A 13,243-nucleotide genomic window follows, 5' to 3' on the forward strand; every position below is an offset into this window, starting at 1 on the left:
TTAGTTATTTTCATTCTCGATTCCTTGAGGTGATTTCTTCATTTCTTTAATAATGGATGTAATAGTATTCCTGTAATTTCCCTGCTGTGTATTACTATTGTGTAGACTTTGAATATCAGGAATTAAACTTCTATCATCCGAAACAAATACTTGAAAGTAGCGAGGCATAACAGAAAGTGCCGATTTCTTAGCAATATCTGCAGCTGTATCGTCATCAAGCCCATCGTTCTTACCATAGGCAATTAATACCTCTTTATCTGTAACTAATGTAGCTACTTCATCAAACCCCTCATTACGTAAAATAATACGTGAAATCATATCTGCTACCCTGTGCCGATCCATTGTAACTCCATGATTGTTTTCGTTATTGTTGTTTAAATTTAGTTGATCTCTTGTGTAATGTACATAGCCAAGTCGGTTTTCCTCTTCTTGAGAAGCAGGAGTTTCGTCATTTCTTGCTGGGTCTAATTCATTTCTAATTTGTTCCTGCTCGTCAGCTTCCTGATTGGCAGTACCACACGCTGAAATGAACAATGTACATAATAAAAGAACGAATGCAAATTTTTTATACATAAATTTTCCCGCCTTTTGTCTAGCTCTAGTGTCATTCTGTTTAAAATGGCACTTCTGCTTTCTTTGGTATTTATGGAGTTATTTTGCTACATGAACCAAATTTCATTCGCATAAATTGAGAATAACCACATGTAAATTAAGGATAATATCTGGTTGAACGGGAGAACTTTATGGTAAACTATAGTCAGTTTAAAAGGGGTGAAGCTCGGTGATCGAATTACATGGAAAAACGTATGAAATTATGGAAAATATAAAGGATGGCTATGACGCAGAACGATTAACTGAAAGGTTTTCAGATATATTAACGAAATACGATTTTATTGTTGGTGACTGGGGATATGATCAGCTACGATTACGTGGGTTCTATGATGACCAAAATACAAAAGCTGCATTTGATTCAAAAATAAGCACATTAGAGGATTACCTGTATGAGTATTGTAATTTTGGATGCGCTTATTTCGTACTGAAAAAAATAGACAAGTAAGAGCAGTAGTCCCTTATTAGGAACTACTGCTCTTCTTCTGGAAGAACCTCTCCCTCTTCATCATGAATCGGATGTGACCCCGCGGCTTGTCTTGGTAAATCTTCATGTTGCTCCTTATCTGGAAAAACGAATGCACTTTGGCGTCGTTGACCTTCTTCCCAAGGTGTTGATTTACTTTCAACAGGCTCATCATCATTAATAGATGAACCAAACGGACCTTCTGGAAATTCTTCAGGTATTAATTCATTTTGTTGCTTCTTGGCATTATCGACATCGGAGTAGTTTCTTTTCTTCTTTTTTGGCATACAAAACACCCTTTCAATCTTTAGGTTTTGTTAGAAAGGGTTTATTTATTCTTTTGTTTAAAACTTATAATATGTGTTCAAAAAGTCGGCAAAATAGAAACAAGAAGTTCAAGGCGCGAAGATTTTGAGGACCGGACTTGTACAGGATGTACTGACTTCTATGTTGCCCACAGGACGTGGGCGGTCTTAGTAGAAGTTCCTTCCCCCCAAATACGTGAGGACCAGAAAAACTACGCAACGAAGAAATTCGCCGTTTATCATTTGATGACTTTTTGAACAACCTCTTATAGATTTCTTTCATGATGGTTAGCTGCCGAATAGTGAGCTACAAAATCTCTCCAAGAAATTCTCTCAATTCATCCCCTTCCATTTCAGTAACATGGAAAGAATGTTCAATTTCGCCTTCCTTTGAGAAATCTTCCTTACTTATAGCTGCAAAGCGATTATTTCGTAGGTCTATTATTATTTTTTTGTTAGGTTCCTGGCCATCCATTATGGCAAAATCATATCGATGGAAGTTCCCCATGAAACTAATATACCGAACCTCTTTTTCAACTGTTTCATCTAATAAAACTTTAAATTTATTTGTCATAATATTCCTCCTTGACACTTATGATTTACCCTACTATACCACGTTTTGTTTAAGCCTTCATTGATTATGTGGTATATTTGAAGTAACCAGAAGATGGAGGTATTTGAATGTATTTTGTTGATCGAAAAAAAATAGAAGAAACACTTAAATATATGGATGGCCTGCTACAGGAACTTGGGAAACAGTCGTTTGAATCGTTTAGAGATAAATTATTGCTTGAGAGAGTTACACAAATGGTCATTGAATCTATTTTAGATGTAGGGAATATGATGATTGATGGGTTTATCATGCGTGATCCTGGAAGTTATGAGGATATTATTGATATCTTAGTGGATGAAAAAGTCCTTCCGTCAGAACAACAGGAAGGGTATAAGGCAGTCGTAAAGCTGCGCACGATGATTGTTAAAGAATATTTAGACATTGACCATCGAAAAGTCTTGACTACTTTAAATGAGAATAAACAAGCACTAGGATCATTTAGCAAAAGGATTCACACCTATTTGGAAAATGAGCTTGGTGTTGCCAATGCATTTTCGAATGAATGAAATGAGGGTTTTTGAACATGAAGGAATATCAAGGCTATCTAGTTGATTTAGATGGAACGATGTATAAAGGTAATGAACGGATTTACGCTGCTAAGGAATTTGTGGAATTTTTAAAAGGAAAAGGTCTTCCGCATTTATTCCTTACCAACAATTCATCAAGAACACAGTTAGAAATTGCGAAAAAGCTAAATGATATGGATATTCCCGCAACAGAAAATCATGTGTTTACATCTAGTATGGCTACGGCTAGTTATATTGCGAATCTGAATAAGGATGGCCGTGTTTATGTGATTGGCGAAAGAGGGCTGCATGAAGCACTTCGAGATAAAGGGTTAGTTATAACAGATGAGAATCCAGATTTTGTGGTAGTTGGAATTGACCGTGAAATTACATACGAAAAATTAGCCAAGGCATGTTTATTTGTACGAAATGGTGCTGTGTTTGTTTCAACGAATAGTGATAAAGCTATTCCAACGGAGCGGGGGTTGGTTCCTGGGAATGGTGCACTTACCTCTGTAATCACTGTTAGTACGGGCGTAGATCCAGTATTCATTGGAAAGCCAGAGTCTATTATCATGGAGCAAGCACTAAAGAAACTTGGGTTATCGCATGATGCAACGCTAATGGTTGGTGACAATTATTATACCGATATTACAGCAGGAATTCGGGCAGGGATAGACACACTTATGGTTTTTACAGGTGTAACCCCATTTGAAGATTTTCTTACATTACCAAAAAAGCCAACTTATCATATACAAAGTTTAAGTGAATGGATTGAATGAAAAAAGCTGTCTAATCGAGGCAAAACTCGTATTAGACAGCTTTCCTGTATTAGTCATCCAATTTTACTTCGTCACGTCCTCCATGTGCAAGTCTGCTTGAGGCAGCTGCTGCGATTGCTCCGACAATGTCATCTAAGAACGTGTGACATTCGCCAGTTGATTTATCGTTTAACCGTTCAAGGATTCCTGGCTTTTGTTTATCAATATAGCCATAATTGGTAAATCCAATTGACCCATAAACGTTTACAATGGAAAGGGCAATTATTTCATCCACACCATATAAACTTTCATCTGTTTCAATCGTCTGTTGAAGCGGGAATTCCAATTGCTTTTGTTCAGCAAGCTTATCTAGCTGAATACCAGTTAAAATTGCATTCTGAACTTCACGTTTTGTTAAAACGCGATCCACGTTGTGACGACAATCTTCCATACTAAGATCGTCATGATATTTTGCTTGTAAATAATAAACTAACTCCGCGATATCATCTAACGTAACGCCGCGCTCTGTTAACCATTCACGTGCTTTTAACTCTAATTGACTTTGTTTCATATTTTTATCCATTAAAATCACCTATTCTTACGTATTTTTATCCATTTGTTATACATACACTTATTGTAGATGTGTAAGGGGGGAAATATGTGAAAAATTTACTTGCTACCTATTATGGTATCCAAACAGAAGGAACCTGTTTCCTAGATGGGGCGGAAGGATTTATAGGAAACGAATATATTTATTTTATCATTCCTGCTGAAAACAAGGAAGCTATTCATATAGAGCAGCTAGCTTTAGCCTATTACCTTTTTGAGAATGGTGTGAACAATGTAGCTGTGCCAGTTGAAAATGTAAACGGAGAATGGACTACATTGTTTATGGGAGATGAATATACAGTAGTGAAAATGCGTCCTTTAGACAGGAATCTGAAGCTGTCACACGGAAAATTATTGGCTCATTTACATCGTGTGGGGGCAGGTTATCCATTTGAACCACAAGACTTCTCAAGCTACGGTCAATGGAAACAATTATGGATTAACAAGTTGACAGCATTTGAACAAAAAATGGAGCAGGATGATACGTTATATAAATCACCCTATCACCGTAAACTTTCAGATTTATTCCCATATATCATTGGCATAAGTGAAAATGCAATTCAATATTTGCAGGAGACTGAATTTGATAATCGCTTCCATGAAAGTGATAAAGGGACAATTGCATATAAACGATACACGAATCAATGTAATCGAGATGTGATCTGGCATGGGGATTTTATATACGATCATCCAGTACGCGATTTAGCCGAACACATTAGATATTGTATTTTGTATCAAAATGAAAAAGGTGTAGAAAATGTAATTGAATTTTTGCAAGATTACCAAAAGGAACGATCACTTTCGATTTTTAGTTGGCGGTTATTGTATGCGCGTCTCCTTTATCCTGTTCATTTTTTCGATCTAATGGAAAAAGGTTTCACTTCAACCTCTTATGATTCTTTATTATCAAGTTTGACCGATTTGCAACTTAAACAAATTCGGTATGAAAAATTCATGGGAGATTTTTTTCAAACAGTTGGGATAGAGCATGATGAATGGAAAATACCTGTCGTTGATTGGTTATAAAATAAGGTTCTTTTAGTAAAGATTGTTGTTTTAGGTTATATAATGCCGCAGTGGAAATATACTCGCTTTCCGCGGGGAAGCCGCAAGCCTCCTCAGCTCGTTCCTCGCTTCCGGGGTCTTGCGTAGCTTTCTCTTCCCGCGAGTCTCGCATATTTCCACTGCTGATGTGCATTTAGTTCCTATACAGCAATACTTTTTTAATTAATAACAACAATCTTTTAGAAAACAGACTAAAATAAAAAGGCAAACTACATTGTTTGCCTTTAATCTATGTGATATTAAAATACTTGTTCGATTTCTCTAACTCCAGGAACTTCAGCGATTAACGCACGTTCGATTCCAGCTTTTAACGTGATGGTAGAACTAGGACAGTTCCCACATGCACCCATGAGACGGAGAAGCACAATGCCATTCTCATCAACATCTATTAACTCCACATCTCCACCGTCACGTAGTAAAAATGGGCGTAATTTATTTAAGACTTCTTGCACTTGTTCTTGCATTATCCATCTACCCCTTTCTATGTACCATTATAAGATGAATGGCGAAAAAAATCTATTGTTAAAAAACATTTCTTCATTTGTAGATGCTTTTATTTTATCTTTAATGAAAGATTTTGTAAAATAAAAGTAACTATAATTATGGAGGGCTTTGTCATGGGGAATGAAAAAGTGGTAATAACCGTCTATGGCGCGGAACAAATATGTGCAAGTTGTGTAGGTGCACCAGGTTCAAAAGATACGTATGAGTGGCTTCAAGCGGCGGTAGGAAGAAAGTATATAGATGGCGATGTTGACTACACCTATATCAATATCAATGAATCGCAAACGAAAGAAAAACATGCTGAATTTGTTGAACGAATTTTTGCTGAGGATTTATTTTACCCAATTATATTTGTAAATGAAGAAATGGTCGCAGAGGGGATTCCCCGCTTAAAAACTATCTACCAAGCATTGGATAAACATGAGGTTCCTTTGCAATCCTAACGAAATGGGGCTATATCATGAAAATTCCATTCACAAAAATGCATGGACTTGGAAATAATTATATTTATCTGGATCTTTTTAAGACGGAATATGAAGAAGATATGTTTCCAGTTATTGCGAGGAAAGCATCTGATGTTTATACTGGTATCGGATCAGATGGGCTGATTTTAATTCACCCAAGTGAAACGGGCGCGGTAGGAATGCGTATCTTTAATAAAGATGGTTCTGAAGGATGGAACTGTGGAAACGGTCTTCGTTGTGTGGCAAGGTATGCGTACGAACGAGGATTGGTCGATAACGTGAAGTTTCAAATTGAAGCAAAATCAGGGTTAGTTCATGCAGAAGTTTTGATTGATGATGGTGTTGTGTCAATTAATATGGGAGAGCCAAGACTTGAGCGGGCACTGATCCCTATGATTGGTCCGGCAAAAGATCATGTGATTGCTGAACCGTTTTCAGTTGCAGACGTTGAATTGGAGTTAACTGCTGTGTCAATGGGAAACCCGCACGCCTTATTTTTTGTCGATAACATAAAAGAGGCATTAATCACTGAGCTAGGGCCATCTATTGAAAATGATACGCGTTTTCCAGACCGGGTAAATGCTGGATTTGTAGAAGTGCTCTCTCCTACTGAAATGAATTATCGTGTGTGGGAGCGTGGTTCTGGTATTACGGAGGCCTGCGGAACAGGTGCCTGTGCCGCAGTTGTTGCAGCTATATTAAATGGACATATGCAAAAGGAAACAGATATTCATGTTCACCTTAGTGGTGGAGATCTTCTAATAAAATGGGATGGTCAGGGAAACGTTTGGATGACAGGCGAAGCGGAAATTATCGCTGATGGAATACTCTATATATAGTGTACGTTCAAAAGTCGCCGAATCAGAAATAAGGTCGACAAAGAGCGCAACGTCCTCGAAAATAAAAAACAATTTTCTTCGTGCGATGTTTTTTCAGGGGAGCTTTCCTTATCCTGTTGCAATGTCGACATTAGCACGTCCCGTACGTAAAGGTCGAGGCACGAGAGTTTTGAGGACCGGAAAAACCGAGTAACGAGGAGATTCGCCATTTATATTTGGTGACCTTTTGAATATCCCCATATAGCAATTAGTTGAATAGTGATGACACAGTTTGTATACTTATGATAAAAGGAGGGGCATAAAATGGTTGTTACACTTACAGAAACTGCGGTGGATCAAATTAGGGAAATGATGCAAGAAGAATCAGAAGATGTCCGTTTACGCTTTGGTATAAAAGGTGGCGGCTGTAGCGGCTTATCCTATTCTTTAGGCTTTGATTATGAGATTAATGAAGAATTAGATATGATAGATGAGATAAATGGAGTTCCTGTAGTTATTTTCAAGCAGGATATCCCGATTATAGAAGGAACAAAAATTGATTTTAAACAAAACATGATGGGCGGAGGATTCTCAATCGATAATCCGAACGCAATTGTTTCGTGTGGCTGTGGATCATCCTTTAAGGCAAAAGATCGCGAAGGCGCACCGGAAAAATGTTAATTTAGTAGAGAAGAAAGCTAGAATGCCATTAATGGCGTTCTGGCTTTTTTTGTTGAGGGTCCAGAGGCGATGTCGCCCTGGATCCTCGGAAAAGGTTGCTCACTGTCTAACAAGCGTGGTTTACTGTCTGACCTATGGTAAATACAGTCTGTGAGCAACGAAATACAATCCGCCAGAGGTAAAATACAGTCAGTCACAAACAAAATACAGTCCGTAAACAAAGAAATACGATCCAAGATAAATATATACTGTCCTAGCCTATAAATGGTGCTGGATTTGATCAAGTGATAACTGGTATTGTCGATTTTTATACGTACCTGTTGATTGGAAATTCATGCCTTGAAATAATTTTGTTGTAATCGACGGAGATTCAAGGTTGGAGAAATATCTAAATTGCTTATTCGTTATGGTTGGTGAAATTAGTAGCAGATAATCGATGAGTAGCTGAATGTGGCTATCAGTAAATGTAGACTTACATATCGGGCATAACCAGTTTCGGTTTTTACGAATTATGGTTAACTTGTTACACTTGCTACACGTTATTCCAGTTAGTAATTCAGATTTTTCCAGCCCATACTTTTCTATAACATCGGGGTCTTGTGAAACATGCTGTTGTATGAATTGGTTATTTAGTTGATCAATTTTATGTTTATTTAAAATTATGTTGGGATAACTAGGGCGGACGGCGTTTAATTTATTCGGGAGGTTTGCAGCAGTTAATACCTTTTCAAAAACATGCTTGTGGATTGGATCAGTTTTCAAAATCACGGAAGAATTACTAAACACGACGTAATTAAGAATTGGAATGTTTGGGAAGCGGTTTTTTCTAAGCCATTCAGTTAGCTGAACAACATGTCGATTACTTTGTACGATTGGGCAAGGGAAGGACGTTTCTTTCCCATCCAAGGTTCGAATCATTTGCTGGAATGGAATATCAAAGTATATTGTGCCTACCATATTTTTAATCTCAAGAAGAATAATACAGGTAGAAGTTAACAAAAGGGAGTCAATTTGAAAAAATAGTTTATTTATCCACGGTAACCGCAATCCATGAAAGAAAATATAATCATCATCTTTTAAAAAATTAAAGTGGTAATCTAGAGATTGTTCGCCCCAGTAACCAGCCTGATATCTGCGAAGACTCTCTTCTATTTTTAATCTTTGCGGATGGTTTGTCGGAATGCGTCGCAACAATGCTTCCAGTTTTAAAACAATTAATGGAGTTTCTCGTTCTTTTCCTATCAATATAGTCACCTCATTCGTTTGTTACTATATATAATTCAACAAATTAACAAGAAACCCTGCTTTTTTTAAATAAATTGTCAGATATACGGGAAACTTTTACTGAATTAGATGAAATACAATCCGTGAGCATAGAAATACGTCCGTCAGATGTGAAATACAGTCCGTCACACACAAAATACGGTCCATACGGCAAAATATAGTCCGTGAGCAAAGAAATACGATCCGTCAGAGGTAAAATACAGTCCGTCGCACACAAAATACGGTCCAACCCACAGAATACAGTCCGTGAGTAGAGAAATACGATCCGTCAAAGGTAAAATACAGTCCGTCGCACACAAAATACGGTCCAACCCGCAGAATACAGTCCGTGAGCATAGAAATACGATCCGTCATAAGTGAAATACAGTCCATCACACACAAAATACGATCCATCCGGCAAAATATAGTCCGTGAGCATAGAAATACGATCCGTCATAAGTGAAATACAGTCCATCACACACAAAATACGATCCATCCGGCAAAATATAGTCCGTGAGCGTAGAAATACGATCCGTCAAAGGTGAAATACAGTCCGTCACACACAAAATACGGTCCATCCGTCAAAATACAGTCTGTGAGCATAGAAATACGATCCCAATCCAGAGCAGCCCTCAAGACCGCTAAAAAAGCCCGTGCAACAAAAAATTGCACGGGCTTAATCTTTATTATTAAAACATACTAGTTGAATGTTTTGGTTGCAATCGTGCTTTTGGATCGATGTAGGATTTGGCATTGTTAATGGCGGTTGGGCCTTCGCCGAATCCAGTGGCAATTAAGTTAACTTTTCCAGGGTACGTACAAATGTCACCAGCGGCATAAATGCCTGGGATGTTTGTTTCCATTTTAGAATTAACTACTATGCTGTTCTTATCAATTTCTAAGTCCCATTCTTTAATTGGACCTAGCGATGAAACAAAGCCATAGTTACATAATAAGGAATCGACATCTAAGACAATTTCTTTATCACCCTTAACTTCCTGTAGAATCAGTTGTTCAATCCGATCTTTTCCAACGATATCAGTTGGAGAAAATGGTGTAATTACATTAACATTTGAAGACATTAACTTTTCTACACTATGTTCGTGTGCTCTGAACTTGTCCCGCCGGTGAACGAGTGTTACGCTTTTGGCAATTGGTTCTAGCATAAGCGCCCAGTCCACTGCAGAATCTCCTCCACCTAATAGGACAACATTTTGATCCTTATAATGGTTCATTTCCTTAACATGATAATGAAGGTTTATTCCTTCAAATTGATCGCATTCACCAACATTGAGACGACGAGGCTGAAATGCGCCATTCCCAGCTGTAATAATAATGGTCTTTGAGTAATGAACCTCTTTATCTGAAGTTAACTTAAATGTGTTATCTTCCATCCGTTCAACTTTTTCAATTGCTTGTTCTAATACAATAGTAGGATCAAACATGTTTGCTTGTTCCTCGAGATTATCAACGAGCTCTTGAGCACGTACTTTCGGAAAGCCAGCAATATCATATATATATTTTTCTGGATAGAGGGCAGTTAGTTGTCCACCAGTATGTGGTAAACTTTCTATTATTTTGACACTTGCTTGTCTCATACCACCATAAAATGCGGTGAATAATCCAACTGGTCCTGCTCCAATTATTGTTACATCGTAAAGTTTATCTGTCATGGTAAATTCCCCCATTTTTAACTAAATCATTTTTTTCATTATGCCTATAATATCACAAACAGGTACAGATTGTGTATTTACGATGCAAGCAAAAATATAAACGATAAAAATACGAAAAGATTAAATTTTATAACATAAAAATAAGGGTTGAAAGTAAGGATTAAAACAGCTAAGATTGTTTTTAGATATTATATTACGGTTGTGTTACAAATACATAAATCATTCGGGTCTTTTTTTATGCACTAATACGTGAAATATGTCACATACGTAAGTTACAAAAATGGAAGAAACTATATAGATGGAAGTGATTAGAGAAATGAAGAAGCCAAGTATTGTTGTTTTAGGTGCAGGATATGGTGGAATGATTGCGACTGTAAACTTACAGAAATCTCTAGGGATAAATGAAGCAAATATTACACTGGTAAACAAGCATGACTACCATTACCAAGCTACATGGTTACATGAAAATGCTGCGGGAACATTGCACCATGATCGTACCCGTATTGAGATAAAAGAAGTAATTAACATGAATAAGGTTAACTTTGTCAAAGATACAGTAGTTTCTATTAAACCAGATGAGAAAAAAGTTAAGCTGAAGAATGGTGAAATTTACTATGATTATTTAGTAATTGCTTTAGGTTTTGAAGCTGCAACATTTGGAATTCCAGGGCTTGATGAACATGCTTTCACGATAGGTAGTATAAATAGTGCACGGCTAATAAGAGAACATATTGAATACAACTTTGCGATGTATAATAATGAAAAGGATCCAAACGACGCTCGTTTAACTATCGTCGTTGGAGGTGGAGGTTTTACAGGAATTGAGTTTCTGGGAGAGCTTGCCAATCGTATTCCTGAGTTATGTAAAGAGTTTGATATTGATAAAAATAAAGTTCGCATCATTAATGTGGAAGGCGCACATACTGTTTTGCCAGGGTTTGATCCCGATCTTGTGGAATATGCGATGAATTCGCTTGAGGCAAGGGGAATTGAATTTAAGACTGGTGCATTACTAAAAGAATGCAAGCCAGATGGTATTGTCATTGAAAAAGATGGCAAGCTTGAAGAAATTCCAACAAAGACGACTGTTTGGGCAGCTGGAGTTCGTGCTAACTCTATCATTGAGGCATCAGGTTTTGAAACCAATCGTGGAAAAATTGAAGTACGTAACGATATGCGTGCCCCAGATTACGATGATGTCTTCGTAGTAGGTGATTGCGCACTTATCATGAACGAAGAAAGTGGGCGCCCATTCCCACCAACCGCACAAATTGCCATTCAAATGGCAGAAGCTGTTTCGCATAATGTGAAGGCAATGGCCACTGGAAGCGGAGAAGTAGAGAGCTTTGAACCAAAAATATTGGGTACAGTAGCTTCGCTTGGTCATGATGATGCAATTGGTGTAGTCTTGAATGATCGTAAATTATTCGGTTTTAAAGCTACTGTAATGAAAAAGGTTATTGATAATCGTTATTTACTTAAGTTAGGCGGACCTGGACTATTATTTAAAAAAGGAAAATTCAATATTTTTTATTAAAATAATACTGAGCAAAGGCAAAGTTGCTGCCTTTGCTTTTTTAACGTTTTACTATAAAATGTTAAATAGATAAAGATTGTGCAGGGGAGGATACATCAGTGGTTCAACTTATTATGTCTATCTTATTATTTTTAGTAATATTTTTTGGACTAGCATTTATACTAAATATGCTACTGCGTCGAACTTGGTTAATGGCATGTTTATACCCATTTATCGTATTAATAATAGTCGATGATTTATCAACAGTGGCCTATTTTACAGATTTGACTGGCTCGTTTTCTATAGCATTTACTAAACTTATGGAAATTACTCCAGTTGATATAATTATTTTAAGTTCTGGATTTATTGGCACAATCGTTTCAGGAATTGTTATTAAGCTTTTAAGGAAAAGCGGGTATCAAATGTTTTAGAGGATGTTCAAAAAGTCATCAAATGATAAACGGCGAATTTCTTCGTTGCGAATTTTTTCCGGTCCTTACGTATTAAAAGCATACGTTCTGGTCCTCAAAATCTTCGCACCTTGAACTTCTCGTTTCTAATTTGCCGACTTTTTGAACACGCACTTTTAATAGAAAAGTGAATAAAATTCAAATAGATTGGAAATGATGACATCCAGTGAGGTGTTATCAATGAAAACAAGAAAATTTTTACGGAAAAGTGCAATGGTTCTATTATTCTTTGGCGCAATTTATGCTACATTTTCATCCATTTCAAATGTTAATTTAGAGGACGTCCAGGTATGGGCAAAACAAAAGTCTCAGGAAGTCGCTTCTGTTGATAGCAATTCTTTTAAACAGAGAGACATAGCTTTAGAAAAGAAAACGTTGAATCTTGAGAAGGAAAAACAAAGTTATATTTCCAGTGAAGAAATTGACGGACCAGAAACAATTGAAGAAACAATGAATTTTGAACAATATCCTAGTACAACGTTACTTGCAACTGGATATACTGCGGGTATCGAATCAACAGGGAAAACACCTGATCATCCAAGGTACGGTATTACTTTTTCTGGTGTGCAGGTTAAAAGAGATTTATATTCTACTATTGCAGCAGATTTAGATGTGTATCCGATTGGAACTATAATGTGGATCCCTGATTATGGTTTTGGGGTAGTCGCGGATAAAGGTAGTGCCATCAATGGCCATAAAATTGATCTTTATTATCACACTGTTGCGGATGTATACGAGCATTGGGGTAAAAAAGAAGTAGAGGTTTATATTGTTGAAATGGGTGACGGATCTTTAACCGAGGAAGAATTAAAAGAACTAAATAATAACGAAGCACTGCAAGTTTTCCGAGATCAAATTATCAAGAGTTAAAAGAAAAGCGAAGGCGACTAGTCAGAAGCAGACGCAGAACTAGACAATAG

General features: G+C 37.0%; 17 protein-coding genes. 10 read left to right on the forward strand and 7 right to left on the reverse strand.

Annotation, left to right across the window (positions count from 1 at the left end; translation table 11 throughout):
* Complete coding sequence (locus tag CFK40_RS07510; protein ID WP_089531721.1) at nt 1-573, reverse strand: YhcN/YlaJ family sporulation lipoprotein; 573 nt, start codon at nt 571-573, stop codon at nt 1-3.
* A gap of 208 nt (nt 574-781) precedes the next feature.
* On the opposite strand from CFK40_RS07510, the gene CFK40_RS07515 reads away from it, so the two are divergent.
* The gene (locus CFK40_RS07515) at nt 782-1,057 is read left to right on the forward strand and encodes a YutD family protein (protein WP_089531722.1); all 276 of its coding nucleotides are present in this window, start codon (nt 782-784) and stop codon (nt 1,055-1,057) included.
* A 23-nt stretch (nt 1,058-1,080) separates the two neighbouring features.
* Here the strand turns inward: CFK40_RS07515 and CFK40_RS07520 are convergent, their stop codons facing one another.
* Both CFK40_RS07520 and CFK40_RS07525 read right to left on the reverse strand, forming a co-directional pair.
* Complete coding sequence (locus CFK40_RS07520) at nt 1,081-1,362, reverse strand: hypothetical protein (RefSeq protein ID WP_089531723.1); 282 nt, start codon at nt 1,360-1,362, stop codon at nt 1,081-1,083.
* 325 nt (nt 1,363-1,687) lie between these two features.
* A complete protein-coding gene (locus tag CFK40_RS07525) occupies nt 1,688-1,954 on the reverse strand; it encodes an SAV0927 family protein (protein WP_089531724.1) in 267 nt (88 codons plus the stop codon).
* Nucleotides 1,955-2,061: 107 nt separating this feature from the next.
* Between CFK40_RS07525 and CFK40_RS07530 the strand changes: the two genes are divergently transcribed.
* Together CFK40_RS07530 and CFK40_RS07535 are read left to right on the forward strand one after the other, a co-directional pair.
* Nucleotides 2,062-2,499, forward strand: a complete 438-nt coding sequence (locus CFK40_RS07530) for a DUF86 domain-containing protein (protein ID WP_089531725.1) — start codon at nt 2,062-2,064, stop codon at nt 2,497-2,499.
* A 17-nt stretch (nt 2,500-2,516) separates the two neighbouring features.
* Nucleotides 2,517-3,281 carry a TIGR01457 family HAD-type hydrolase gene (locus CFK40_RS07535; protein ID WP_089531726.1) on the forward strand — a complete coding sequence of 255 codons (765 nt, stop codon included), beginning with the start codon at nt 2,517-2,519 and terminating at the stop codon, nt 3,279-3,281.
* Nucleotides 3,282-3,330: 49 nt separating this feature from the next.
* On the opposite strand, the gene CFK40_RS07540 is transcribed toward CFK40_RS07535, so the two are convergent.
* On the reverse strand, nt 3,331-3,843 hold the full coding sequence (locus CFK40_RS07540; protein ID WP_089531727.1) for a phosphatidylglycerophosphatase A family protein: 513 nt from the start codon (nt 3,841-3,843) through the stop codon (nt 3,331-3,333).
* A gap of 77 nt (nt 3,844-3,920) precedes the next feature.
* Between CFK40_RS07540 and CFK40_RS07545 the strand changes: the two genes are divergently transcribed.
* On the forward strand, nt 3,921-4,895 hold the full coding sequence (locus CFK40_RS07545; protein ID WP_089531728.1) for a protein kinase family protein: 975 nt from the start codon (nt 3,921-3,923) through the stop codon (nt 4,893-4,895).
* A gap of 278 nt (nt 4,896-5,173) precedes the next feature.
* On the opposite strand, the gene CFK40_RS07550 is transcribed toward CFK40_RS07545, so the two are convergent.
* Nucleotides 5,174-5,398: a NifU family protein gene (locus CFK40_RS07550; protein WP_089531729.1), complete on the reverse strand. Its 225-nt coding sequence runs from the start codon at nt 5,396-5,398 to the stop codon at nt 5,174-5,176.
* Between the two features lie 153 nt (nt 5,399-5,551).
* Here CFK40_RS07550 and CFK40_RS07555 point away from each other — a divergent pair, with 153 nt between their 5' ends.
* The 3 genes from CFK40_RS07555 (at nt 5,552) to CFK40_RS07565 (ending at nt 7,401) form a co-directional block, all read left to right on the forward strand.
* A complete protein-coding gene (locus CFK40_RS07555) occupies nt 5,552-5,881 on the forward strand; it encodes a YuzD family protein (RefSeq protein ID WP_089531730.1) in 330 nt (109 codons plus the stop codon).
* Between the two features lie 14 nt (nt 5,882-5,895).
* Entirely contained in the window at nt 5,896-6,741 is an 846-nt protein-coding gene (dapF, locus tag CFK40_RS07560; protein WP_405196587.1) for a diaminopimelate epimerase, read from the forward strand.
* A 303-nt stretch (nt 6,742-7,044) separates the two neighbouring features.
* Nucleotides 7,045-7,401 carry a HesB/IscA family protein gene (locus tag CFK40_RS07565; RefSeq protein ID WP_089531732.1) on the forward strand — a complete coding sequence of 119 codons (357 nt, stop codon included), beginning with the start codon at nt 7,045-7,047 and terminating at the stop codon, nt 7,399-7,401.
* A gap of 258 nt (nt 7,402-7,659) precedes the next feature.
* Here CFK40_RS07565 and CFK40_RS07570 read toward each other — a convergent pair whose 3' ends face one another.
* A complete protein-coding gene (locus CFK40_RS07570) occupies nt 7,660-8,646 on the reverse strand; it encodes a nuclease-related domain-containing protein (protein WP_161493844.1) in 987 nt (328 codons plus the stop codon).
* A 707-nt stretch (nt 8,647-9,353) separates the two neighbouring features.
* Entirely contained in the window at nt 9,354-10,337 is a 984-nt protein-coding gene (locus CFK40_RS07575; RefSeq protein ID WP_089531734.1) for an NAD(P)/FAD-dependent oxidoreductase, read from the reverse strand.
* 316 nt (nt 10,338-10,653) lie between these two features.
* Between CFK40_RS07575 and CFK40_RS07580 the strand changes: the two genes are divergently transcribed.
* The 3 genes from CFK40_RS07580 to CFK40_RS07590 all read left to right on the forward strand — a co-directional run bounded on the left by CFK40_RS07580 (nt 10,654) and on the right by CFK40_RS07590 (nt 13,193).
* Entirely contained in the window at nt 10,654-11,874 is a 1,221-nt protein-coding gene (locus CFK40_RS07580) for an NAD(P)/FAD-dependent oxidoreductase (protein WP_089534323.1), read from the forward strand.
* A 98-nt stretch (nt 11,875-11,972) separates the two neighbouring features.
* Nucleotides 11,973-12,284: a YuiB family protein gene (locus CFK40_RS07585; protein WP_089531735.1), complete on the forward strand. Its 312-nt coding sequence runs from the start codon at nt 11,973-11,975 to the stop codon at nt 12,282-12,284.
* A gap of 219 nt (nt 12,285-12,503) precedes the next feature.
* Entirely contained in the window at nt 12,504-13,193 is a 690-nt protein-coding gene (locus tag CFK40_RS07590; protein WP_089531736.1) for a 3D domain-containing protein, read from the forward strand.
* The last annotated feature ends 50 nt before the right edge of the window (nt 13,194-13,243 follow it).

The organism is Virgibacillus necropolis, from assembly GCF_002224365.1.
Classification (GTDB): domain Bacteria; phylum Bacillota; class Bacilli; order Bacillales; family Amphibacillaceae; genus Virgibacillus_F; species Virgibacillus_F necropolis.

Coding starts and splice junctions, on each gene's coding strand:
- CFK40_RS07510 (WP_089531721.1), bottom strand. CDS start 573: ATGTATAAAAAATTTGCATTCGTTCTTTTATTATGTACATTGTTCATT.
- CFK40_RS07535 (WP_089531726.1), top strand. CDS start 2,517: ATGAAGGAATATCAAGGCTATCTAGTTGATTTAGATGGAACGATGTAT.
- CFK40_RS07580 (WP_089534323.1), top strand. CDS start 10,654: ATGAAGAAGCCAAGTATTGTTGTTTTAGGTGCAGGATATGGTGGAATG.
- CFK40_RS07575 (WP_089531734.1), bottom strand. CDS start 10,337: ATGACAGATAAACTTTACGATGTAACAATAATTGGAGCAGGACCAGTT.
- CFK40_RS07550 (WP_089531729.1), bottom strand. CDS start 5,398: ATGCAAGAACAAGTGCAAGAAGTCTTAAATAAATTACGCCCATTTTTA.
- CFK40_RS07565 (WP_089531732.1), top strand. CDS start 7,045: ATGGTTGTTACACTTACAGAAACTGCGGTGGATCAAATTAGGGAAATG.
- CFK40_RS07525 (WP_089531724.1), bottom strand. CDS start 1,954: ATGACAAATAAATTTAAAGTTTTATTAGATGAAACAGTTGAAAAAGAG.
- CFK40_RS07590 (WP_089531736.1), top strand. CDS start 12,504: ATGAAAACAAGAAAATTTTTACGGAAAAGTGCAATGGTTCTATTATTC.
- CFK40_RS07540 (WP_089531727.1), bottom strand. CDS start 3,843: ATGGATAAAAATATGAAACAAAGTCAATTAGAGTTAAAAGCACGTGAA.
- CFK40_RS07520 (WP_089531723.1), bottom strand. CDS start 1,362: ATGCCAAAAAAGAAGAAAAGAAACTACTCCGATGTCGATAATGCCAAG.
- CFK40_RS07530 (WP_089531725.1), top strand. CDS start 2,062: ATGTATTTTGTTGATCGAAAAAAAATAGAAGAAACACTTAAATATATG.
- CFK40_RS07555 (WP_089531730.1), top strand. CDS start 5,552: ATGGGGAATGAAAAAGTGGTAATAACCGTCTATGGCGCGGAACAAATA.